Below are 23,634 nucleotides of genomic sequence, written 5' to 3'. Positions count from 1 at the left end.
ATAGAAGGATCGGGGTATGGCGCTCGAACACGCGATCCTTGTCTCTCTGCTGGAGAAGCCGGGCTCCGGCTATGAGTTGGCCCGGCGGTTCGAGCGGTCCATCGGCCACTTCTGGACCGCCACCCATCAGCAGATCTACCGCGTCCTCAAGCGCATGGAGGGCGAAGGGTGGGTCGACGTCCGCGAGGTGCCGCAGCAGACCCGGCCGGACAAGAAGGAGTACTCCGTCGCCGCACTCGGCCGGGCCGCCCTCTCCAAATGGCTGCATGAGCCGATCGAACCCGAAAGCGTCCGGCACGACCTCGCCGTGAAGATCCGTGGCGCGGCCTTCGACGATCCTGCCGCGTTGATCCGCGAGGTCGAGCGGCACCGCCAGGCGCACAGCGACCGGCTCGCGCACTATCTCGCGGGGGAGCTGCGTGACTTCACGGGACCAGATGCCGCCCAGGCCTCCGCAACGCCCGACCCGGGGCGGGAACTCCAGCATGTCGTGCTGCGCGGAGGCATCGCGTACGAACGGATGACGCTCGCCTGGCTCGACGACGTCCTCGCCACCCTCCACCGGCTCGCTGCCGAGCGCTGAACCGCCCCCGCCATCTCCACCACGCTCACGCACGAACTCATCAACCCACCATCCCCCGATCCCAAGCCGGAAAGGCGAACACCCATGGCCGACCCGCTGCTGTTCAACCCGCGCACCTACGACCCGGCACACTTCGACCCCGAGACCCGCAGGCTGCTGCGTGCCACCGTCGACTGGTTCGAGGACCGTGGCAAGCGCAGGCTGATCGAGGACTACCGCTCCCGTGCGTGGCTGGCGGACTTCCTCGCGTTCTCGGCCAAGGAAGGGCTGTTCGCGACCTTCCTCACCCCGGCATCCGCCGCCGAGGGGCAGCAGGACAAGCGGTGGGACACCGCCCGGATCGCCGCCCTCAACGAGATTTTCGGCTTCTACGGGCTCGACTACTGGTACGCGTGGCAGGTCACCATCCTCGGCCTCGGCCCGGTCTGGCAGAGCGACAACGCCGCCGCTCGCACCCGCGCGGCGGAACTCCTCTCCCAGGGTGAGGTGTTCGCCTTCGGCCTGTCCGAGAAGGCCCACGGCGCCGACATCTACTCCACCGACATGCTGCTGGAGCCCGACGGTGAGGGTGGCTTCCGGGCCACCGGTTCCAAGTACTACATCGGCAACGGCAACGCCGCCGGCCTCGTCTCCGTCTTCGGCCGCCGCACCGATGTCGAGGGCCCGGACGGTTACGTCTTCTTCGCCGCCGACAGCCGCCACCCGGCGTACCACCTCGTGAAGAACGTCGTCGACTCCTCGAAGTACGTCAGCGAGTTCCGCCTCGCCGACTACCCGGTCGGCCCCGAGGACGTACTGCACACCGGCCGCGCTGCCTTCGACGCAGCCCTCAACACCGTCAATGTCGGAAAGTTCAATCTCTGCACCGCCTCGATCGGCATCTGCGAGCACGCGATGTACGAGGCCGTAACCCACGCGCACAACCGCATCCTCTACGGCCGCCCCGTCACGGCCTTCCCGCACGTGCGCCGCGAGCTGAGCGACGCGTACGTCCGTCTCGTCGGAATGAAGCTGTTCAGCGACCGCGCCGTCGACTACTTCCGCTCCGCCGGCCCCGACGACCGCCGCTACCTGCTGTTCAACCCGATGACGAAGATGAAGGTGACCACGGAGGGCGAGAAGGTCATCGACCTGATGTGGGACGTCATCGCCGCGAAGGGCTTCGAGAAGGACACCTACTTCGCCCAGGCCGCAGCCGAGATCCGTGGGTTGCCCAAGCTGGAGGGCACGGTCCACGTCAACCTCGCGCTGATCCTCAAGTTCATGCGCAACCATCTGCTGAACCCCGCCGAGTACGCCCCCGTCCCGACCCGGCTCGACGCGGCCGACGACGCCTTCCTCTTCCGGCAGGGACCGGCCCGCGGACTGGGCTCCGTACGCTTCCACGACTGGCGCACCGCCTACGAAGCGTATGCCCATGTGCCCAACGTCGGCCGCTTCCGGGAACAGGCCGACGCCCTGTGCGAGTTCGTCACCACCGCCGCCCCGGACGAGGAGCAGAGCCGTGACCTCGACCTTCTCCTCGCCGTCGGCCAGCTGTTCGCGCTCGTCGTCCACGGCCAGCTGATCCTGGAGCAGGCGCGCCTGACCGGCTTGGACGAGGACGTGCTCGACGAGCTGTTCGCCGTCCTGGTGCGCGACTTCTCCGCGCACTCCGTCGAGCTGCACGGCAAGGACTCCGCCACCGAGGAACAGCAGCAGTGGGCGCTGGCCGCGGTGCGACGGCCGGTCGTCGACGACGCCCGCTCGGCCCGCGTCTGGGAGCGCGTCGAGGCGCTGTCCGGGACGTACGAGATGGCGCCGTAGCAACGCGGCAACCCTGGGCGAAGGGGCGTCCGACGGGCTCAAGGCCGGATCGGACGCCCTTGGCGTTCCCAGCAGAGAAAAAGCGGGAGCTCCTGCTCGTCCTCGTGGACGTCCACGAAGAGGCACTGGTCGACATACCAGCAGCCACGCTGATCGGGACTCAGCTGGTCGAGCCCCTGCCTGCGCAGGCTCAGCCCCACGTGTGCTCTTGCACCACGTCTGACGGTCAGTCACCGTCAGAGGCTGGATGTGGGGTCACGAAATCCGAACCTGCGCCCGCCGAACTGCGAAAACGGGACCGCTGGGGGCGGCGGGCGGGGACTTGGTCCGGTAATGGCCCGGATCTTGTTTCCCAGACTGGTATTTGGGGCATGGCTGGCGGACTGAAGGCGGTTCTGGACGACCTCGGCGGTCGATCGGGCGTGCTCAGCACTTGCCAAGGCGCACGATTGGGGTCGACATCTCGATGTGTTCGGAGTTGCTTGCGGCACCGGGGCTACGGATACCCCGGGCCCGGCTTGCCGCCGCGGTCCGTCACGGCCGGGGGCCGAGCATCCCGATGCCAGCCGGATTCCCGGGATGGAATCCGCAGAAATCCGCACCACTACGGGATCCGTCCGCCGATACAGAGCTCTACTGATGCTCCACGGGGGAGCGGGGAGCTGCCCGCCGGGCGACTCCCCGTCACCGACAGACGCGTGTCAGCAAGGAGTACGAGGCGATGTCATCCATTCCGGTCACCGTCCTGGGGCCGCAGGGCTCCGGGAAAACGGTCTACCTGGCCAGCCTGTTCCGCCGCCTTGCCATTCAGCGGGACGACGTGGGCTTCTTCGTTCAACTCCCGCCGCACGAGTCGACGAAGCTGAACCAGATCTACTCCCAGATCGTCAGTCCGGACGGCTGGCCGGACCCGAACCTCCTCTCCCACACGTCGGAATGGAAGTTCACCTGCTCGATCCGCACCGAACAGGGCGAGGTGTACAGCCCGTTCACCCTGGACTACCTCGACTTCGCGGGCGATCACCTCACCAGTGCGACGGCGACCGCGACGGAATTCGGCGCCGCTGTCTGGCGGCGGGTGGAGGAGTCCGAGTTCCTGCTGGTGATGCTGGACGGCCTGAAGGTCATGCGGTGCCTGGACGGAGACGAACGGCTGATCGAGGAGCTGATCCCCGTGCTCAGCGCCGTTGGAGCGAGCCGGGCCGTGACCCACTTCCTCGTTACCAAGTGGGACCTGCTGGAGGCGGAGGGCCACACCGTGCGCGCCGTCCTCGACCGACTGCTGGAGAACCCCGACTTTCACGACTTCTATGTCAACCGGACGCGCCGCACGGACGGCGGCGCGCTGCGCTTCATCCCCGTCAGCTCCCTGGGCCGAGGCTTCGCCACCCTCGGTCCCGACGGGCGGACGATGGTGAAGCAGGGCCGCTTTCCGCTCCCCATGAACGTGGAAGTACCCCTCATGGCCGTCCTCGTGGATCTGTTCACCCGCGAACTCGACCGCGCACGAGAGCTGGAGACGACCGTTGAGGAGGGACCGCAGCAGACCGAACTGTGGCCCTGGTTGTTCCGGGTGGCAGCACAGAAACTCCCGGTGCTGCGCAGCGTCCTGACGGCCAACGTCACCAACTCGCCTGCCCTCTCGGCAGTCCAGGAGACGCTGGCCGACGCCTTCACCTCGTTCGTGACGGAACGCAACCGGAGGTACGAGCGGAAGGCGGCGGAGGACAGTCGGCAGCTGCGCGCACGACTGCTCAGGGCACGATCGCGACAGGAGGCGATGAACGCCATGATTACGTTGTTCGACTCGGTCCTCGCGGACTTCGAGGCGGCCCATCCGGGATCGCTCGTCCTGCGGGAGGTGTCGTGATGACCGGCTCCGCCGAGCCCCTGGGCCCGCCTACCACCCCTCGATCCGGAACACAGAAGGGCGGGGACCCGGGCGTCCGCCCGGTGTGGCCGTTCGCGATAACGCGGTCGGTCGACACCGGGTTCCACATCGTCGTGGCCCCTGACTTCCTCGTCGCCTGCGACCTGCATCACCTGCTGTCCGACGTGGTGGCGGGGGAGGCGGCCGAGGGCATTGCCTATCTGAGGCAGTACCGTGACCGGGGCACCAGGAGGCTGTGGGTGCTCTACCGGGTAGGCCATCTGCGGGGGGCGGACGTCGGATTGAACACCGAGTACGCACTGCACGGGACGCGTCGCACTCCGCTCGTGGAGGGCGTCGTCTGTGACGAAGAAGGGCGTCCGCCCCAGCCCACGGACGACTTCTTCGACTGGATCCACGGAGCCTGCGCCGAATCAGTACGAGCCTTCTTCACCGCGGATTCCGGCACTCATCCGGTGTGTGCCAGCGAAGGCGCCAAGCCACCGGACACCGGAACCGCCTTGCGTGTCGTCGAGGAGACCCCCTACCGCTCGGAGAGGAACCTCCAGGTGGCCCTCGCGGGCCACCACCCATCGCCTCCTCGGTTCGCATCCCCGGCTGCTCGGCCCGCACGCTCCAGCAGCCGCGAAGGCGTTGCGGCTGCTGGGCCGGGCACTGCTCGTGGTGAGCGAGTGGACGTTGACCGCGGCGGACACGCTGGATGCGTGCGACGTGTCCGGCTCGCCCGCCGCCTCGCCCTCGCGGCCGGGGTTGTCGCCCTCGGACTCGGCGCCACCCTGATCGTCGTCCTCCTGCGCTGAGTCCTGTCCAGACCCCGCCGGGCCCGTACGTGAGGCCCGGCGGATCCGCATATTGACGCCGGCCGGCCCGAGGTACAGCGGCCTGGAGCCGTAGCCGGGCTCAGACACCGGGGCCCAGTCGGATCCAGGCCACCGCTGAGAAGTCCTTGGCCGCGTTGTGCACGTCGACGCGGCGGAACCCGTCGGGCGACAGACCGGCGTATCCGTGGGCGACCAGGTCCTGGTAGAGGCTGTCGGAGAAGGCGACCGCGAGGACGTCCGAGGTGTTCGATGTCAGGGCCTGCCGCAGCGGACCGCAGTCCAGTACGCGGAACAGTGCGACGACGGCGGAGCCGGCCCAGCCGCTGTCCGCCTCGTGGACGATGCCTTGGTGCAGACTTGCCCGCATACGCAGCGGTCGAACGGAGTCGTCCTTCGCGCGCGCGGGGGCAAGCCCCGTAACGCCGTCAGAGGAGAGTGCCACGGCCGGGGCACTGTTGGCTGAGGCCAGGCCCCCGGCCAGTCCCGCCAGCAGGTCCGGGACCACCCGTGTCTCGTCGACGGCGGGATCGAGAATCAGCAAGTAGCCGTCACCCGACGCCTGGCGGCCGCACGCATCCCACCGCACCCCGGCGCGTGCGCACGCGGTGCGCAGGGTGCGCAGCAGGACTCGCTGCAGACGGACCATGTCCGCGTTGTCGCGGGCACTGTACTTCTCGATGTCCACTGCCAGGCACAGCCTGCGCAACCCCGGTGGTAGCTCCTCGTCCGCCCCGGCCGTCCAGCGAGCCTCCTCCGCATCGTCGGCTTCCCCGTACGGTGGGAGAGCCCAGGAACCCGGGAAGTTGCCCGGACCGGCGAAGTGCCGGCCAGTCTTCCAAGCGTCCTCGGTCGACAGCCGGAACAGCACCTCCTGCGGCATGTGTACCGGGGTGCCGGGCCACATGCCGAACAGCCTCGGGCGCTCGATCACGGCGCGCAGCCGAAGTTGTCCCGTTACCTCCGTTGTGCCGGGGGGCAGCCGTACGAGGGTCTGCGCCCACCGGCCGTCGGGGCGCAGTCCGCCGACGCCGCCGGGTGCCCGGAAGACCCAGCGGAGCCTGCTGCTGCCGAGCCCGAACGCCTTCACATCGACGTCGTACGGTTCCACTCGGGCGATGGGAGTGCCTGGGGCCGGGTGCAGGGACAGTGCCCGTAGACCGTCGTTGAGAAGGACCGTGAGCTCCGCCTCGCGGTAGCGGCGACCGTCGGACAGCTCCTCCAGGTCGAAGGGGAAGCACAGCAACAGCTCGCTGGGGCCGGAGTGGTCAGGGACGGTGGGGTCCGGGGGAAGCGCAAACGAGAGCGGGTGCCCCAGTCGGACCCCGCACGCACGTGTGGCATCGGGTGTGGTTTCCTCGCCGCGGGGCGCCGGGGCACCCTCGCCGACGAGATCGACGGCGGCGAGCACGTCGTCCGGCACATCCGTGGTCCAACCGTCCATCCGTACCTCCTCCTGGGATGCTCGGGAACCAGTTCACCTAGGTCTGTCGGGCGGTTCGGTGGCCGCGCGCAGCCCCTCCAGCGAGCGCACCGTCACCCGTCGGTAACCGACCTCGATCACCCCCTGTGCCGCCAGTTCGCCGAGCACCTCGTGGACGCTGCGCTCGCGCGCGCCCACGAGTCCTGCGAGCTCTGCCTGGGTGAGTTCGGGGGTGATCAGGACGCCGTCACTGCGAGGCCGTCCATAGTCCTCGGCGAGGTCGGCCAGAACCCGGGCGACGCGGGTGATGACCGGGCAGCTGCTGAAGTCACTACGCCGGCGAACTGACCAGCGGTTCTTGCGGACCAGGGTTCGGCCGACCGCGAGGGCGACCGCCGAATGGTCGTCCAGACACCGCAGGAAGGCCCGTTGGGAGATCCGCCGGGCTCCTACAGGGCTCGCAGCGGTCACCGTTGCGGCGCGCGGCTGGTTGTCCAATGCCGCGAACTCGCCGACCAAGTCGCCGCCGAGGCGCACCGCGAGCAGGGATGTCTCGCCACTCGGAGCCATGGCCGTCACCTTGGTGACACCCGTGAGGAGGAGCAGGATGAAGGTCCCGGTCCCGCCCTCGGCGAGCAGGATCTCATGGGGTGCGTAGGAGACGGGCGTACCCGCCGACTGCAGGGCCTCCATGGCGGATTCCGGGGCGGCTCCTGCGGCGAGATCCGAGAGGAAGGTGCCGTGCGACCACGGGCCGGACGGGAAGCGGTTCCGCGCGTTCTCGCTCGCCATCGCCCTACCTCCCGCCCCGCAGTTCGGCCAGCAGAATGGTACGCCCGCCATTTCATGAACACCCCTCACCCGCAGGGGAGGTGGGGTACGTCAGGGCGTGGGCAGTCAGCACGCGGTAGCGCAACTCACCATCACTCAACACCTCTTGGTCTCGACGGTACTCCCGGCCGCCTTCCCACAGCTCGTCGAGGAGGTGCCTCAGCGGGTGATGGGGATCCTGGCGAACCAGGTCTCGGGCCCCACGCGCGACGAGCGGGGTGAGGTCCACCGGCCGATTCCCGATGAGCAGGTGCACGGTCTCGGGGCGCGGGCCCCACTTCGGCACGTCGTGCGGCCAGAACACCCGTACCGGTCCCAGCCGTACGGTGCTGCCGTATTCCGCGCCTCGCGGGCGCAGCCGCACCCCGCTGGGCTGATCGTTGGTGATCAGCCCGGACCGGCCGCTCAGCCCGACGCCGATGATCCAGGAGTACAGGACCTGGTCGCTCAGGTTTGTCACGGTGAGCCTGTAGCGGTCGCCGGGATACAGTGACGCGTCCCGCGCGGGCAGCGGCTCCCAGCCGCCGCCGCCGGTGGAAGGAAGTCGCTCGACGCGGACCTCGACCGGAGCGTCGAGCCGCTCATCGTCCGGCGGATCGCCGAGCGCTCGGAGCCGCTCGCCGCGGGCCAGCGTCTCCAGGAGGTCGGCGGTGGACTGAGCGCCCTCCGCGGTGGTCGGTTGGGGGCCGCGTGCGGCAAGCCCGTCAGACGTGCACACCTCAGTTCCGCCTGCCTCGTGCGGGAGGACGACCGCGAACGCACGGCTCGCGCCGGCCTCGATGCCGAGGCGCGGCGAGGCCGTCACGCGGGCGCGCAGTGCCTCTGCGAACTCCTCGGGCAGCGCCGCGTCGAGGCGCACCAGTCGCCGGTCGTGCAGCAGCAACGGGACCGCGTACGGTCCGGGCGGCAGCTGCGCCGTGAGCAGGCCGGCCGGCTCGGGCGGTACGTCCAGCAGGGCGTCCGCGCCGTCCAGCGCGCTGACTTCACAGCGGACGGTCACGGTGAGGTCCTCCCGCGATTCCACCGGATCAGGGAGGACGGGACTGTCGTCGGGGAACACCAGGCGCAGGACGTCACCCGTACCCAGTCCCAGGAGCGCCCCGCCGGGGACGCGGAAGCGTCCGCCCACGCGCTCCAGCGGCAGCCGTTCCGGCTGGTCCGGTACCTCCAGCGAGAACGGTAGCCGCCCCGACTCTCCACCCGCGTCCGGCCATTGGTCCACAACCTGTTTCACTCGGTCCCGGATTCGCCGCATCAGTACGGCCCAGGGCAGCCCGCCCGTCCGAGGGTCCCGCAGCAGTGCCGTCAGGGCGTCCGTGAACAGCCCCTGCACACGGTCTCCGTCCAACGGCTTGCCCTCGAACGCAGAGCCATATTGCTGACTGGCCGTCAGCCGTACGAGATGCGCTACGGGTCCGTCTTCTGCGCCGCCGGCCCTGGCGACCTGCTCCCGCGCAGCGTCCAGTGGAATATCGGGCATCGCACGGGACTTGAGGCGGAGTTGGCCGCGGACCAAGGCGCCAGCGTGGCAGCTGTCCAGCACACAGGTGGTGTTGCGGGTAGTCGCCGTCAGGCGCCGGAACACCTCGGTGAGCTCCGTGCCCAGCAAGCCCCGGAAATCCTGCTGCGTGCTCTCTTCAATGTCGACGGGCACCAGGTACTGCACACCGTCGGTGAGTGAGCCGTGCCCGGAGTAGTACACGACGACCGTGTCCCCCTCCTGCGAGTCCCGGCACAGCCGCTCCAGGGCGCTGATCATGCCGTGGTAGGTGGCGTCCTTGCCCGTGCACGTGGTGATCCGGCCGAAGCCGCGCGCGGCGAGGGCGTCCTCCATCAGTTCGATGTCATTGTCCACGCCCTGCAAGCCGTAGGTCATGGCACCGATCAGCAGGGCTCGGCGGGTCATCTGGCCTCCTGGGTACGTGGTGGCGTATCGGGGTTGCCGGGCCTGTCATGGTCCGGCGGCTGGTCTAGGCTCCGACGTAGACGAACGGTGCCCAGTGGCGCGGATCCCGGTCGGCGGCGGCTGGGCAGGAGAGCGCTTCGCTGTCCCGGGTGCCGGCAGCCGACGGCGGAGCCCCGGCCGCCGCCGCCAACCTCCCGTACAAGTGGTCACGTTCGGCGCGGCTCATGCTCCGTACCTCCTGCTGGGCGTCGTGCAATGCCGTAGCCACGTCCGCCGCTGTCCCGTCGGCGAGCCGCTCGTACATCCCCGTCATCACCAGACAGCCCGTGTCGTCGCCCACCGGCCACAGCGACACGACGGCCCCCTGTGCCCCGGTGATCATCGCCGTCCGGGTCAGCCCCAGGACGTCACCGCCGGCCGTGGCGGTGCCCCGGCCGGAGTTGCAGGCCGACAGCACCAATAACCGGGGCGCTCGTGTGCACCCGATGAGGTCGGCCATGTCCAGTTCGTCCGTGCCGGCCAGCGCGAGCCTGCCACGGCTGGGAGAGAGGTCGTCGATCAGGCCGTGGGCGGCCAGATGGAGTACTTCATGCTCCGGTGCGGCGGCCATCACCCGTCCCCGGGTGGCCCGTGCGCCGGTCAGGAGTTCCGCGCGCGGCAACAGCCGGGCGATCGAGGCGACCTCGACGCCCGTGCCCGGCAGTGGTGTCAGACCGGTCTGCGGGTCCATTGCGGGGGCTCCCACGAGCAGTGCCCGCGCCTGCCGCCAAGGCGCTTGCGGCGGCCGGGGCCGGACCAGCAGCGAGGCGGCCGGGAGGTAGGAGACGACGTGCCGGGCGCCGAGGACGTCGCCGTCCCAGGGCAGCACGTGGAACGGCAGCAGCGACAGCCGTGGCGCGGGCACCACCACTACCCGCCGGTACCTGTCGAGTTCGGCGGCGAACGGTTCCAGTAGCCACTTGGTGAGAGTGTGCGCCGCTGCCGGGCCGTCGCTGTCGCCGACCGCGCACCCCGCGTGGAAGCGGCGCGCCAGCGCGGTCACTTCGCCCGCCCAGCGGCGACACCGCTCCGCTCGCACTGCGTTGCGGGTCACCGCCCAGCCCACCAGGTCCTCATCGAAGACGTGGTGCGTGATCAGCAGGGTGTCCGTCGGCAGCGCGGCGGCGATTCGCGCAGCCTCCGGCAGTTCACCGCCCCGCGCGGAGGTGAGGGCCGCCGGGGAGAGGCGCCGTACGGCCGCCTCGGCGGCGTCCAGATCCGCCTCGGCCGCCGCGAGCCGCGCCAGCCGGGACTTTGCCTGTGTGCCGGGGGCCGGGCCCGGCGCGTTCGCCGCCGGGCCGGGTGGTCGGGGGGCAGGACGCACCGGGCGATCCGCTGCGGATGACGCCTCACGGATCCCCGCCAGCTCCTCCTCGTATCGGGCCGACCAACGGGTCCCGGCTGACAGCCACGCGCGCACGGAGGCACGAGCCCCCGGGTAGCCCGTCGCGGAGTCGAGGGCGCGCACCGCGTCGAGGAAGCCCGAACGGCTGCGTTCCGCCCAGTCGAACGCGGCGGCGGCCGGTGCACCCACACAAGAGGTCCGGGGCAGTCGGGAAAGCAGGGCGCAGTGGTAAAGCCCGGGGATCACCGGGGAGTTGGCTGACGCGGAGCGCAAGGAGTCCCGGGCGAGCCGGGCCCGGTGTTCCTCGTAGGCGCGCACGCCCTGTTGGGCCTGATCGTGGGCAGTATCGAGGTCGCCGAGCTGGAGCCGTAACTCCGCCTGAATGGCGGGGAGGCCCCAGGGTTCGGCGGGTTCGGGGCCGCGGCGGCCGATATCCCGGGCGGCCCTGGCCGCTGCCACGGGCTCGTTGAGCCGCAGCCACAGCGATGCGGACTGGAGAGCGGTCATCCGCCCCTCCTCGTCGAGCCGCCGTGCCTGCGTGCGGGCCTCGTCGAGGCGGCGCAGCTCGACCAGGGCCGCGCAGGTGCCGTAGCCGTTGCCGGTCCGGGCCGCCGCGGCCAAAGCCAACGCGGCGTGCCCATCGGCCTCATCGGGCAGTCCGGCGGCGCGGTCGCGACGGGCCTGTTGGAGGGCCGTCCACAGGGGCAGTTCCGCGAGGTCGGCAGCCAGTGGCCCCAGTGCCGCTGCCAGCTGCCCGTCTCCGGCGGGCAGGGCACGCGCGGCGCTAAGGGCCCGGTCCAGACGGACGCCCGACGCCGTGAGCAGCCCCGGGTCGCCCAGGGTGAGGGCGTGGTGGTGGAAGAGCTGGGCGCAGAACACGAAGCCGAGCAGGTCTCCGAAGTGTTCCGTTGCGGGTCGCCCTCGCATGCGGGTGCCGAGGGCATCCATCCGGACGTCGGTGAGCAACAGCGCGGCCTGGTCGTGTCCAGCCAACCGGTACAACTTGGCCCAAGCGTCCGCCCGTTCCGGCACCTCGACCGCATCGGAGAGCCGATCCGCGAGCAGCAGGGCGCCACGGCCGCGTACCAGGTCCCCCGCTTCGAGCCACGAGGCGGAGTGCTCCAGGGCGATCCCGCGCAGACCTCGCGCCCACGAGCCGCTGCCGACCGAGGCTCCCCAGGTCCGGACGGCGTCCGCCTCAGGCAGGTCGGCCATCCCCCTACGTGCCAGGGCGTCGAGACCGCGCTGCACCCGTACGAGCGCGGCACAGGCACCGTCGCCGGCGTCCAGAGCCAGGTCCAGAGCGCGGTCGAGCGCCCTCCGGCACTCCCGGGACCGGCCGCGCAGCCGGGCCACGTGCGCGAGACGAAGCGCCGCCGCAGCCCGGCCGCGCCGCGAACAGGCCCGGTGATAGGAGTCCTCCGCACGCGCGAAGTGCGCAGCCGCCGCGTCAAGGTCAGCTGCCTGCGGGGCGGGTGCCCGCAGGGCGCGTTGTGCCGCGTCCGGCGGCCCCAGCAGCCAGTCCCCGGCCAGCAGTTCGGCGAAGCCCTCGCACGCCGGGCCACCAGTGACGGCCTCGGTACCGGCCCGATGCAGGGCCTCCGCGTGCAGTTCACGCGCCCCAGCCGGATCTGCGGCGCGCATGCGCAGGTCCGAGGCGAGCAGTGTCCGGTACACGGGTGGCACCGCGTGCCCGTTGCCGACGTCGAAGGAACGCAGCACCAGCGCGGCGTCCGGGCCCAGGTCCCGGTGCACCCACGGTTCGTCCGCCCCATGTGCCAGAGCGTTCCGTTGCGCGGCGCCGGTGCTGGCAAGGTGACCCAGCATCGTCCGCGCGCCGAGCAGGGAAGGCAGCGTCTGCCCGGCCAGCTCGGCGTACCGGCGCAGCCGGGGGTCAGCGACGGCGGCGATGGCTGCTTCCAGGTTCGGTGCGACGGAGGCCAACGCGGCAGTCGCCTCGGACGTCAGGAACGCAGCGCCCGCCACCGGCTGCCAGTTGTGCTCCAGTTGGAGCGCCGCCACGCGCAGTGCCCGGACCAGGGTGCGGTCATCGGGCAGAACCTCGCCGGAGTCGGGCCACTCGTCCAGCATCGCGAGAGCCCGTTTGCTCTCACCAGCCGCGAGTGCGGCCGCGACCTCGCACCACCGGTCAGCCGGGGGACCTTTGAGGGCGGCTTTCCCCATGGAGGGCACGGCCACCGGCTCTGGCACGTCGTCTGCTCCGGCGGTGCGCGGGTCCGCACCGCGGAGCTCGGTCATCAGCAGACCTGTGAGCCGTTCCATGCCCTTCGCCCCCTCGGGTCGCGCCCGGAGTTGCGCGTCCGCTTCCTGGATACACCGGCTCGGTGGAGCGGATTCCGCACAGGTGCGGGTTCTCGTGGCGTCCGATGCCACCTCGTGAGCGAGGCTTGGTCCTCGACGTGGCCGTGGTGGTCAAATCCGTCCACGCATCGCCGACCAATGACCAGCGCCGAGCTGTGTCCATGGCTCCACTGTCCCACCAGAGAGGGGCGCTTTGAGGGGGCGCATTGGCGCACGTGCTACATGAGGTGTCAAGCAGGTATAGCGCTCATGGTCATTGACCTGGCAGTGGGAATCGCGCAGTGGAATCGTTATTTCAGACTGCCTCATCACGATTAGCTGGGTAACGGTCTCCGACTTCTTGGTCCGTGACTGGTCCGGGAGCAGCATCTGAAATAGTCCGAAGACCATTGAAGGCTGCTATTTGAATTACCTTCTGTGTCTGGAGTGAACGTTGCCTACTGAGGGCAACGTTCACTCCAGACGGTGGACTTCACTTCTCTAGAAGAACCCAAGCTTCTTGGGGGAGTAGCTGACCAGCAGGTTCTTCGTCTGCTGGTAGTGCTCGAGCATCATCTTGTGGTTCTCCCGGCCGATCCCGGACTGCTTGTAGCCGCCGAACGCCGCATGCGCCGGATATGCGTGGTAACAGTTCGTCCAGACCCGGCCCGCCTGGATGGCGCGCCCCGCCCGGTAGGCCGTATTGATGTCACGCGTCCATACGCCCGCCCCGAGCCCGTACAGCGTGTCGTTCGCCGTCCTGATCGCGTCGTCGAAGTCCGAGAAGGATGTGACGGCGACGACCGGGCCGAAGATCTCCTCCTGGAAGACCCGCATCCTGTTGTCGCCCTCGAAGACCGTGGGCTGGACGTAGTAGCCGCCCGCCAGTTCGCCGTCGTACTCGATGCGCTGACCGCCCGTCAGGACCTTGGCGCCCTCCTGCTGGCCGATGTCCAGATACGAAAGGATCTTCTGCAGCTGGTCGTTGGAGGCCTGGGCGCCGATCATCGTGTCGGTGTCGAGGGGGTGGCCCGGGAGGATCTTCTCGGTGCGGGCGATGCCCGCCTCCAGGAATTCGCTGTAGTGCCCCCGCTGGATCAGCGCTCGCGACGGACAGGTGCACACCTCGCCCTGGTTGAGGGCGAACATGGTGAAGCCTTCGAGGGCCTTGTCGCGCAATTCGTCGTCGGAAGCCCAGACGTCGTCGAAGAAGATGTTCGGCGACTTGCCGCCGAGCTCCAGGGTGACGGGCTTGATGTTCTCGGAGGCGTACTGCATGATCAGCCGCCCCGTGGTGGTCTCACCCGTGAACGCGATCTTCGCGACGCGCGGGCTGGAGGCGAGCGGCTTGCCCGCCTCCACGCCGAAGCCGTTGACGATGTTGACGACTCCCGGCGGCAGCAGATCGGCGACCAGGCTCAGCCAGAAGTGGATCGAGGCCGGGGTCTGCTCGGCGGGCTTGAGCACCACCGCATTGCCCGCGGCCAGCGCGGGTGCCAGCTTCCATGTGGCCATCAGGATCGGGAAGTTCCACGGAATGATCTGGCCGACCACGCCCAGCGGCTCGTGGAAGTGGTACGCGATCGTGTCGTCGTCGACCTCGCTCAGCGAACCCTCCTGGGCTCGAAGGGCGCCGGCGAAGTAGCGGAAGTGGTCGATGGCGAGCGGGATGTCGGCGGCCAGCGTCTCGCGGACCGGCTTGCCGTTCTCCCAGCTCTCGGCCACCGCCAGCTCTTCCAGATGGGCTTCCATCCGGTCGGCGATCCGCAGCAGGATCGTGGCACGGTCGCCCGCCGAGGTACGGCCCCAGCCGGGCGCGGCCGCGTGCGCCGCGTCCAGGGCGCGCTCGACGTCCTCGGCGGTGCCGCGGGCGATCTCGGTGAAGGGGCGGCCGTTGACCGGGCTCGGGTTCTCGAAGTACTGGCCGCGGGCCGGCGGCAGATACTCGCCGCCGATCCAGTGGTCGTAGCGGGACTGGTACGAGACGATCGCGCCGTCGCTGCCCGGCGCTGCGTATCGGGTCATCTCCATGGCCTCCCGGAGAGGGTGCCGCCCGCCTTTGGACGGCGCTCGCAGCGAGGCTAGGAGCCAGGACGTTGCAAGGAGGTTGCGGTGAGCCCGGCGCTCAGATCCCCTTGATCATGTCGGCGCACTTCTCACCGATCATCATCGTGGTGATGCATGGATTGACCGTGGGCAGGGACGGCATGATCGAGGCGTCGGCCACCCGCAGCCCGCTGACTCCCTTGACCCTCAGCTGCGGATCGAGCGGCGAGTCCGCGTCGTCCACCGCACCCATCCGCACGGTGCCCGCCGGGTGGTAGACGGTGTTGTGGGTCTCGCGGATGTAGGAGAACAACTCGTCGTCGGACTTGAGCGAGGGGCCGGGAGCCAGCTCCTTGCCTGCCCAGTCGGCCATCGGCGCCTGCCCGACGATCTCGCGGGCGAGCCGCAGGCCGTGGGTCATCACCCTGATGTCGTGCTCGTGCGTGAAGTAGCGCGGGTCGACCTTCGGCTTGTCCCGGAAGTCGCGGGTGCGCAGGCGCACCGTGCCCATGGACCGGGCGCGGGTGACGTTCGGCGTGAGACAGAAGGCGTTGTCGGAGGTGGGGAATCCGCGCCGGTAGGTGTTCATGTCGAACGGCACCGAACCGTAGTGGAACATCAGGTCGGGCCGGTCCAGGCCCGGCTGCGTATCGGCGAAGATGCCGATCTCCCACCACTGGGTGGACGAGGCGACCATGGGCTGCTTCGCCTCCCACATGATCACGCCCTCCGGATGGTCCTGGAAATGCGAACCGACGCCGGGGGAGTCGACGCGCACCTCGACCCCGCTCTCCCGCAGATGCGCAGCGGGCCCGATGCCCGAGAGCATCAGCAGTTTGGGCGAGTCGATGGCGCCGCAGGAGACGATCACCTCGCGGCGCGCCGCGACCGACCCGCTGTGGATGGCGTCCGGCTCCAGGTACTCGACTCCCGTGCAGCGTCCCCCGTCGCCGAACAGCAGCCGCTTGGCCTGAAGCCCGGTGCGTACCTCCAGATTCGCCCGCTTGCCGAGAATCGGATGCAGATAGGACACGGAGGCGGACGAACGGGTGCCGTCCTCACGGGCGTTGATCTGGAACCGGTTTGCGCCGCGCACCACCGTGGTGCCGGCGTTGAACGGCGTGGTGGGGATGTCCGCCGCCGCGCAGGCCGCGAGCAGCGCGACCCCGCACGGGTCGTGCGGCGGCACGGTGCGGATGGTGACCGGGCCCGAACGGCCGTGGTGCTCGCCCGGCGCGTCATTGCTCTCCAGGCGCTTGTAGAGCGGGAAACAGTCCTTGGCGCTCCAGCCCGTACAGCCCATCGCGCCCCAGTCGTCGAGGTCCTCGGCAGGCGCCCAGAAGGCGATGCAGGAGTTGTGCGACGAGCAGCCGCCGAGCACCTTGCCACGGGCGTGCCGCATAAAGCTGTTGCCGTTCTCCTGCGGCTCCACCGGGTAGTCCCAGTCGTAACAGGACTCCAGCAGGGCCATCCACCGGTCGAGTCGGAGGACGTTGTCGTCGCCGACGTCGGACGGCCCCGCCTCCAGCACGCAGACGCTGATGTCCGGGTCCTCGGTCAGCCGGGCCGCGATGACGGCGCCGGCCGTACCGCCGCCGACCACCACATAGTCGAACTCGTGGACGGGGCTCTGTGCGGACATCGTGTCTCCAGGATCGAAAGGGGAGTCAGGAGGCGACCGGTGGCTGCTCGTCCGCGACGACGGCGCGGTGTTCGGCGAGCACTCCCGTACGGTGCCGCTGCACCAACCAGTAGTAGGCGAAGCCGCCGAGACCGACCACACCGATGAACAGGAACGCGCCCCAGCGCAGATACCAGTGCTGCGGACCGGTGGCGTTGTAGACCTCGGCGCGCGGCCAGGCGAGGTTGATGGACATGGCCACGCCCCACAGCACGGCCAGGATGTTGACGGGCAGTCCGAACTTGCCGAGCGAGAACTTGCCCTCGGCGGGCTGCCATCTCCCGCGCAGCCGCTGGATCAGCATGGGGAAGGTGACCATCAGATAGGCCACGTAGATCATGATGACCGCGATGCTGGTGATCACCGAGAAGATCTGCGGCTGGTTGATGTTGATGACCAGGATGACGTCGCCCACCACACCGATCACCACGGCGGGCACCACCGGCGTCTTGAAGCGCGGGCTGACGCGCGCCAGCAGCGAGCCGGCGGGCAGGTTGTTGTCCCGGGCCATCGCGAACATCAGCCGGATGCCCGCCGCCTGCACGGCCAGTACGCAGACGGTGATGGCGACGACGACGCACCACAGCACGATCTCCCCGATGGTCGAGCCAAGGGTTGCCAGCACCACGTACTGCAGACCTTCGGTGCCGAGCTGCTTCGCGAACAGGTTGGGTACGGCCATCAGCGCGAAGAGCAGGATCAGGCCGCCGATGATGAAGGACGCGACGAGGGCTCGCAGGATCGCGCGCGGCGCGTTGCGGCTCGGATCGTGCGACTCCTCGCCGAGCGACGACGCCGTGTCGAAGCCGTACATGACATACGCGGAGGCCAGCGAGGCGGCGAGGAACGCGCCGAAGTAGCCGAGACTTTCGCCGCTGCCGAGGCCATACGTCTGGGTCAGGACGCTGCTGGGGCCGCGGGTGATATGGGCGGCGAGGAGGACGACGAGGGTGACGGCGGCGATCAGTTCGATGAACACGCCCGTGGAGTTGATGGTGGCCATGAGTTTGACGCCGAAGGCGTTCACCAGGGTGGAGAACAGGATGAGGACCGTGCCCAGCAGAACGGCATTGGCAGCCGCATCGGTCTTGCCGGTGCCGTCGCCCACGAACTGGAACCAGTCGTCGATCTGCGGCAGCGTGATCTGATAGGCGAGGGCCACGGCGGAGAGCGTCACCATGGTGGCCGTCATCATCATCCAGCCGCCGAGCCAGCCGATGTGCGGACCGCCCATGGTCTTGGCCCAGTTGTAGACGGACCCGGCGACCGGGTAGCGGGCGGCGAGCTCGCAGAAGCACAGGGCCACCATCAGCTGGCCGACGAAGACCATCGGCCAGGACCACCAGTACGCGGGTCCGCCGAAGGCGACACCGAGGTAGAAGAGCTGGAAGGTGCCGGTCAGGATGGAGATGTAGCTGATCCCGGCGGCGAAGGTGTGGAAATTGCCGAGGGTGCGCTTGAGTTCGGGCTTGTAGCCGAGCACGCCGAGCGCGTCGTCGTCATGCTTGCCCTGTGCGATGAGCACGTCGGCGCGGCTGCCCTGCACCGCGGGCCCGTCGGCGTGCCCTGCCCGGTCCGGCGCTCTGCCGGTGCCCGCGGGACCTGTGCCGTCCGGGTCTCTGCCGGTGTCGCCGCTCATGCGAACCACCTCTGCGGGCGTGGGTCGAGGTTGCGCCACATGTGTTTGGCCTCCTGGTACTCCGCGAGTCCGGTGGGGCCCAGTTCACGGCCGAAGCCGGACTGCTTCATGCCGCCCCATTCCGCCTGCGGTACGTACGGATGGAAGTCGTTGATCCATACGGTCCCGGCCCGCAGCCGGGACGCCACCCGGTGCGACCGGCCGACATCCTGCGACCAGACCGCCCCGGCCAGCCCGTAGACGGTGTCATTGGCGAGCGCGACCGCTTCCTCCTCGTCGCGGAACGTCTCGACGGTGAGCACCGGGCCGAACGACTCGTCCCGTACCACGGACATGCCGGGAGCGCAGTCGTCCAGCACCGTCGGCAGGTAGTAGAAGCCGTCCCGCAGCGCCGGGTCGTCGGGCCGCTTGCCGCCGCAGCGCAGCACCGCACCCTCGGCGAGTCCCGTGGCCACATAGGCCTCGACCTTGGCGCGGTGCGCGGCGGAGATCAGCGGCCCGGCTCGGGCGTTCGGGTCGAAGGGGCCGCCGAGCCGGATCTGCTTCGCCTGCGCCACCACCGCGTCGACGAACCTGTCGTGCAGCTCGTCCTGGACCAGCAGCCGCGCACCGGCCGAGCAGACCTGTCCGGAGTGCAGGAACACCGCCAGCAGCGCATAGTCGACGGCGGTGTCGAAGTCGGCGTCCGCGAAGACGATGTTGGGATTCTTGCCGCCCAGTTCCAGGGCGACCTTCTTCACGGTGGGTGCCGCGGCCGCCATGATGCGGCGTCCGGTGACGAGCCCGCCGGTGAACGACACCAGATCGACCCGCGGGTCCGTGCTGAGCGGCGCACCGACGGCGGGACCCGCGCCGAGGATCAGATTGGCGACCCCGTCCGGCAGCCCCGCCTCGGCCAGCAGGCGCATCAGGATGATGGCCGTGTGCGGGGTCAGTTCGCTCGGCTTGAGGACGAAGGTATTGCCCGCGCCGAGCGCCGGCGCGACCTTCCAGGCGGTCTGCAGCAGGGGATAGTTCCACGGGGTGATCAGCGCGCACACGCCGACCGGCTCGTGTACCACCCGGCTGTCCGCTTCGGGGTTGCCCGTGTCGACGATCCGGTCCTGGCCGCCGGCGGCTGTCAGATTGCCGAAGTAGCGGAAGCAGTTCGCGATGTCGGCCATGTCGTACTCGCTCTCCGCCAGCCGCTTCCCGGTGTCCAGGGATTCGGCGCGGGCGAGTGTGTCCTTGTCGCGCTCCAGCAGCCCGGCGACGCGCAGCAGCAGCCGGCCGCGCTCGGCGGCCGGGGTGCCGGGCCAGGGTCCGCTGTCGAAGGCGTCACGGGCCGCGGCGATCGCCGCGGTGGCGTCCTTCGGCCCGGCCTCGTCGACGGTCGCGACGAGGGTGCCGTCGGCGGGACAGCGGATGTCGCGCACCTGCCCGTCGACCGCTGCGGTCCACTGACCGCCGATGAACAGCTCCGGCATGAGGGCTCCTCCGGGTTCGGATGGCCGGGCACGGGCACGGGGCCGGCCGGGTCATGCCCTGTGGTGCTCCACCCATTGACAGTAAGGAGATCGGGCCGTGTCCGCAGCGTGGGAGCTGGCCGGCCGGTGGGAAAAATCAACAGCATGGGTGTTCGAATTGCTGTTACGTCCGCTGCCAGCCGTCCAGTTCGCGTACGCGCGCGAGCGCGGGCGGGCGCTGCTGTACGGGGAGCGCGGCGGCGAGCGCCCGCCACACGGGAAGATCGTCCTCTCCCCAGGGGCTGTACGCCCAGTCGGCCAGCAGTCCCGGATCGCCGCGTGCGATCAGCGCCGCCCGCAGCTGATCCTCCAGACGGCGGCGCAGCCTCACCACTGCGGGCGCCTGCGACGTGGGCAGCAGCGGACCGGCGTAGGCGCTCAGCGCCCCGGTCGCCGCCCCCGAGGCCAGCCGTCGCGTCACCGTGTCGAAGTCCGCGTCGACGGGCACCGCGAGCCGGTACGGGCGCGAGCGCAGCAGCTCCGGCCCCAGCAGCCCGCGCAGCCGCGAAAGCTCGGCCCGCAGGGTGACCGGGGTGACCGACTCGTCCTCGTACAGCTCGACCAGCAGCTCGTCGCCGCCGACGCCCTCGGGGCGGTGGGCCAGCAGCACCAGGATTTCGCTGTGGCGGCGGCTCAGGCGCACCTTGCGCCCGCCGGTCACCAGCAGCGCCTCGTCCCTGCCCAGCGCCGACAGCCGCACACTGTCCGCGGCGGGCGGCGGGGCGAGGAGCGCCAGCTGCGACTCGGCCGCTCGCGCCACCGCTCCCACGAACGCGAGGCTGTGCGGATGCGCCAGCCGGTCCCCGCCGGTGATGTCCACCGCGCCGAGCAGCCGCCCCGTGGCCGGGTCGTGGACCGGGGCTGCGGCGCACGTCCAGGCGTGCACGGGCCGCCGGAAGTGCTCGGCGGCGAACACCTGCACCGGCCGGTCCACGGTGATCGCCGTGCCCGGGGCGTTCGTCCCGGCGACCGTCTCGGCCCAGCGGGCGCCCGGCACGAAGTTCATCCCGCCTGCCTTGCTGCGCGTGGCGGCGGGCCCTTCGACCCACAGCAGCCGCCCGTGCGCGTCGCAGACCGCAACCAGATGCTCGCCGTCGCTGGCGTAGGCCCCCATCAACTCCCTGACCAGCGGCATCACCCGCGCCAGCGGATGATTCTCGCGGTACGTCGCCAGCGCCTCGGCGTCCAGCTCGACACCCGCGGTGCCCTCCGGGCTGACCTGCGCACGGGCCGAGCGCCGCCAGGATTCGGCGACCACGGAACGTACCGGCCGCTCGACCCGTCCCGCCGTCAGATACGCCTCGTACGCCCAGCGCAGCTCGGCGATCCGCTCGGTCGGATCCGCGCCGGACTCAAGAGCCACCCATGTGTCGCTCAACTCGGCCTCCTGCGCCCATCGTGGCCCAGGCGGCGAAACCCGACAAGCGTGCCCGCGTCAGGCGAAGTTCACGAGGCGGATGTAGCGCACCCAGTCCCACAGGGGTCCCGGGTCGGTGTGGGTGGCACCCGGCACTTCGTTGTGGCCGATGATGTGCGCCCGGTCCTTGGGGATGCCGTAACGGTCGCAGACCGAGGCGGTGAGCGCCGCGGACTGTTCGTACAGCGCATGCGTGAAGTACGAGGGCCTGTCGATCCAGCCCTCGTGCTCGATGCCGACGCTGCGGGTGTTGTAGTCCCAATTGCCCGCGTGCCAGGCGATGTTGCGCTCCCGTACGCACTGCGCGACATAGCCGTCCGCAGAGCGCACCACATAGTGCGCGGACACCTGCTTGGCCGGGTTCTGGAAGATGCCGATCGTGCTGTCGAAGGTCTCCTGCGTGACATGGATGACCACATACTGGACGGGATACGCCGAAGGGCGGCTGGACGCCGTGTAGTTGGCGGTGGTGGCGGGTGTCCAGTGGGCGGATGGATGGTCGGTGTCCGCGAAGGCGGCGGCCTGTGCTCGGGCCGCGGGCAGCAGCACACCGGCGGTGGTTGCGGCGGCGGCGCCCTGGAGCAGTCGTCTACGGTCCATGGGAAGCCTCTCCTGGTGGGGGAGTCAGGGCGTGGCGGTACGGCGGAGACCTCACGCAGGTGACGGCGGAGGCCGCCAAAGTGAGCATCCCCTGCCGGAATCCATTCCCGGCGGATCTCGGCGACGCAGGTGCAGTTGGTGTCGCGGGCATGGGCTAGGGCCAATGCCGTTGCTTTACGGATCTGCTGGTTGGGGTCTGGTGATCAGGACGGCTCGTGTGCCGGTGCGGGTGGGCTGGGGCCAGTCATGGTGTTGAGGTCGTTTGAGCCGGTAGTTGGACATCTTGCGTTTCACGACGCGGGGCTGGCTGCGTAGCCTCTGTTGGGCAGGAGTCGTTCCAGGAGGTCCTGTTCGAGTATCACCAGGGCTCTGACCAGGAGGTCAGGGGGAAAGCTGCCGGGCGTGACGGTCACGCTGCGGCGGGCGGAGCGCAGGGTTTCGGTGAAGGAGACCCGGTCGGGGTCCAGGCCACGGGTGGCGGCCGTTCTCAGCATGAGCTCGCGCAGGGCGTGGTGGACCAGCAGGTGTGCCCAGATCTGCTGGCGGACGCCGTCGGGTGTTTTGCTGCTGAGGACAACGCGTGCGCCGCGCTGATGAGTCTTGATCTCGGCGAAAACGGACTCGATCTCCCAGCGTTCGCGGTAGAGCGCGGCCAGTTGCCGGGCCGGATACCGTCGGGCGTCCAGCAGGGTGGTGACCAGGCGGTATCCGCCGGCTGCATCCTCGCCGAGCTGGTCCTTGAGCCGGTAGGCCAGGACCCGGACCACGATGGGCTCGTTCCGGGCAGGGTCGCTGCTTGCGCGGATCTGTGACAGCCACGACCCGTCACAGAACTGCCTGGTGACGGGCAGGACGCGGTTGGCGGGCACCCGCCAGAGCAGGTCGGCGCCGGTGGCGGTGAATGCCTGCCACAACGGGACACCGAGGAACTCCCGGTCGGCCAGGACGAGTTGGCCCGGGCCGAGCGACCGCGGCAGACGGGCCACCAGGGTGACTTCCCCGGTGCGGCAGCCGGCCAGTTCCGCGTCCAGCACCGCATGGCTGCCCAGCTCCACCAGGGCAGCCATCCGCACCTGCGGAAACGCACTCCGGCCCGTCCCGCGGCCGCTGCCCGGACGATCGAAGGCAGCCTCGTTGGCCGCGGTGTCCGCGACGTCCCAGCAGGTCCCGTCCACCGCCAGCAGCCGCAGGCCCCGCCAGAACGCCCCGGGCGTCGCCTCGGTGGCCATCGGCTTGGCCGTCGTGGCGAACAGCACCCGCAAGGGCTCCGAGCCCAGCCGCTGCCGGGCCCGGAACAGCGAGGACTTCGCCGGCACATGCCAGGCACCGAGCAGTCCCTGGCTTCGCAGACCCTCCACCAGGTGCCGCATCACTTCCAGATACGGAGCCGGAGAGAACAACGCGAGCCCCAGCACGAAATACACCACCAGCCGGGCGGGAAGCAGTCGCTTGCGTTGTTCCGCGCAGCCGCAAGCGGCCACCACCCGATCCACCAACCCCGGCGGATACACCCAGGTCAACAACCCAAGACCCGATAACTCAGAGACACTCGCAGCCACCCGAACCACCCCCGGGACCCACTGCCAAGCAGCCTACGCCCGCAACCTAAAACAACGGCATTGGGGCTAGGGCCTGTCTTCGGGATCCTGCTGGCGGCGCCTCGCCCTCCCGGGTGACCAATTGGGCTGGAATGAGCCTCGCCGGCTCTACGGTACGAGCGGCGGCGGGAGCGCCGGAAGACGCAGATGCGCCTCAACATCCCTAGTGGAAGAGGAAGTTGTGCCCGGCGGGACCCCGCACGGA

Annotated in this window: 15 protein-coding genes; 4 read left to right on the top strand and 11 right to left on the bottom strand. The window is 69.8% G+C overall.

What is annotated here, in order from left to right; all coding sequences use genetic code 11:
• The first annotated feature begins 16 nt into the window (after nucleotides 1-16).
• From OG729_RS03845 to OG729_RS03830, 4 genes are all read left to right on the top strand, one after another.
• Nucleotides 17-583: a PadR family transcriptional regulator gene (locus OG729_RS03845; protein WP_360865262.1), complete on the top strand. Its 567-nt coding sequence runs from the start codon at nucleotides 17-19 to the stop codon at nucleotides 581-583.
• A gap of 84 nt (nucleotides 584-667) precedes the next feature.
• Entirely contained in the window at nucleotides 668-2,389 is a 1,722-nt protein-coding gene (locus tag OG729_RS03840) for an acyl-CoA dehydrogenase family protein (RefSeq protein WP_405804289.1), read from the top strand.
• A 721-nt stretch (nucleotides 2,390-3,110) separates the two neighbouring features.
• Nucleotides 3,111-4,259 carry a hypothetical protein gene (locus OG729_RS03835; protein ID WP_405804287.1) on the top strand — a complete coding sequence of 383 codons (1,149 nt, stop codon included), beginning with the start codon at nucleotides 3,111-3,113 and terminating at the stop codon, nucleotides 4,257-4,259.
• A complete protein-coding gene (locus tag OG729_RS03830) occupies nucleotides 4,259-5,080 on the top strand; it encodes a hypothetical protein (protein WP_405804285.1) in 822 nt (273 codons plus the stop codon). Before OG729_RS03835 ends, OG729_RS03830 begins: the two co-directional genes overlap by 1 nt.
• A gap of 100 nt (nucleotides 5,081-5,180) precedes the next feature.
• Here OG729_RS03830 and OG729_RS03825 read toward each other — a convergent pair whose 3' ends face one another.
• The 11 genes from OG729_RS03825 to OG729_RS03775 form a co-directional block, all read right to left on the bottom strand.
• Nucleotides 5,181-6,542, bottom strand: coding sequence for a hypothetical protein (locus OG729_RS03825; RefSeq protein WP_405804283.1), 1,362 nt, complete (start codon nucleotides 6,540-6,542; stop codon nucleotides 5,181-5,183).
• A 33-nt stretch (nucleotides 6,543-6,575) separates the two neighbouring features.
• Nucleotides 6,576-7,313, bottom strand: coding sequence for a Crp/Fnr family transcriptional regulator (locus OG729_RS03820; RefSeq protein ID WP_360865248.1), 738 nt, complete (start codon nucleotides 7,311-7,313; stop codon nucleotides 6,576-6,578).
• A gap of 52 nt (nucleotides 7,314-7,365) precedes the next feature.
• A complete protein-coding gene (locus OG729_RS03815) occupies nucleotides 7,366-9,258 on the bottom strand; it encodes a caspase domain-containing protein (protein ID WP_405804281.1) in 1,893 nt (630 codons plus the stop codon).
• Between the two features lie 64 nt (nucleotides 9,259-9,322).
• Nucleotides 9,323-12,925 carry a CHAT domain-containing protein gene (locus OG729_RS03810; RefSeq protein WP_405804279.1) on the bottom strand — a complete coding sequence of 1,201 codons (3,603 nt, stop codon included), beginning with the start codon at nucleotides 12,923-12,925 and terminating at the stop codon, nucleotides 9,323-9,325.
• A gap of 519 nt (nucleotides 12,926-13,444) precedes the next feature.
• Complete coding sequence (locus tag OG729_RS03805; RefSeq protein ID WP_360865241.1) at nucleotides 13,445-14,968, bottom strand: aldehyde dehydrogenase family protein; 1,524 nt, start codon at nucleotides 14,966-14,968, stop codon at nucleotides 13,445-13,447.
• A 100-nt stretch (nucleotides 14,969-15,068) separates the two neighbouring features.
• Nucleotides 15,069-16,631: a GMC family oxidoreductase gene (locus OG729_RS03800; protein WP_405804278.1), complete on the bottom strand. Its 1,563-nt coding sequence runs from the start codon at nucleotides 16,629-16,631 to the stop codon at nucleotides 15,069-15,071.
• Between the two features lie 25 nt (nucleotides 16,632-16,656).
• A complete protein-coding gene (locus OG729_RS03795; RefSeq protein WP_405804277.1) occupies nucleotides 16,657-18,309 on the bottom strand; it encodes an APC family permease in 1,653 nt (550 codons plus the stop codon).
• Nucleotides 18,306-19,775, bottom strand: a complete 1,470-nt coding sequence (locus OG729_RS03790) for an aldehyde dehydrogenase family protein (RefSeq protein ID WP_405804275.1) — start codon at nucleotides 19,773-19,775, stop codon at nucleotides 18,306-18,308. Before OG729_RS03790 ends, OG729_RS03795 begins: the two co-directional genes overlap by 4 nt.
• 163 nt (nucleotides 19,776-19,938) lie before the next feature.
• Nucleotides 19,939-21,192: a GAF domain-containing protein gene (locus OG729_RS03785; protein ID WP_405804273.1), complete on the bottom strand. Its 1,254-nt coding sequence runs from the start codon at nucleotides 21,190-21,192 to the stop codon at nucleotides 19,939-19,941.
• A 57-nt stretch (nucleotides 21,193-21,249) separates the two neighbouring features.
• Nucleotides 21,250-21,831 carry an N-acetylmuramoyl-L-alanine amidase gene (locus tag OG729_RS03780; protein WP_405804272.1) on the bottom strand — a complete coding sequence of 194 codons (582 nt, stop codon included), beginning with the start codon at nucleotides 21,829-21,831 and terminating at the stop codon, nucleotides 21,250-21,252.
• Nucleotides 21,832-22,121: 290 nt separating this feature from the next.
• Entirely contained in the window at nucleotides 22,122-23,390 is a 1,269-nt protein-coding gene (locus OG729_RS03775) for an IS4 family transposase (protein WP_405804270.1), read from the bottom strand.
• Nucleotides 23,391-23,634 lie beyond the last annotated feature (244 nt).

The sequence above is a fragment of the Streptomyces sp. NBC_00210 genome (assembly GCF_045160975.1).
Lineage (GTDB): Bacteria > Actinomycetota > Actinomycetes > Streptomycetales > Streptomycetaceae > Streptomyces.
The sequence above is the reverse complement of the archived record's forward strand: the minus strand, read 5'-3'. Positions and strand labels throughout refer to the sequence as shown.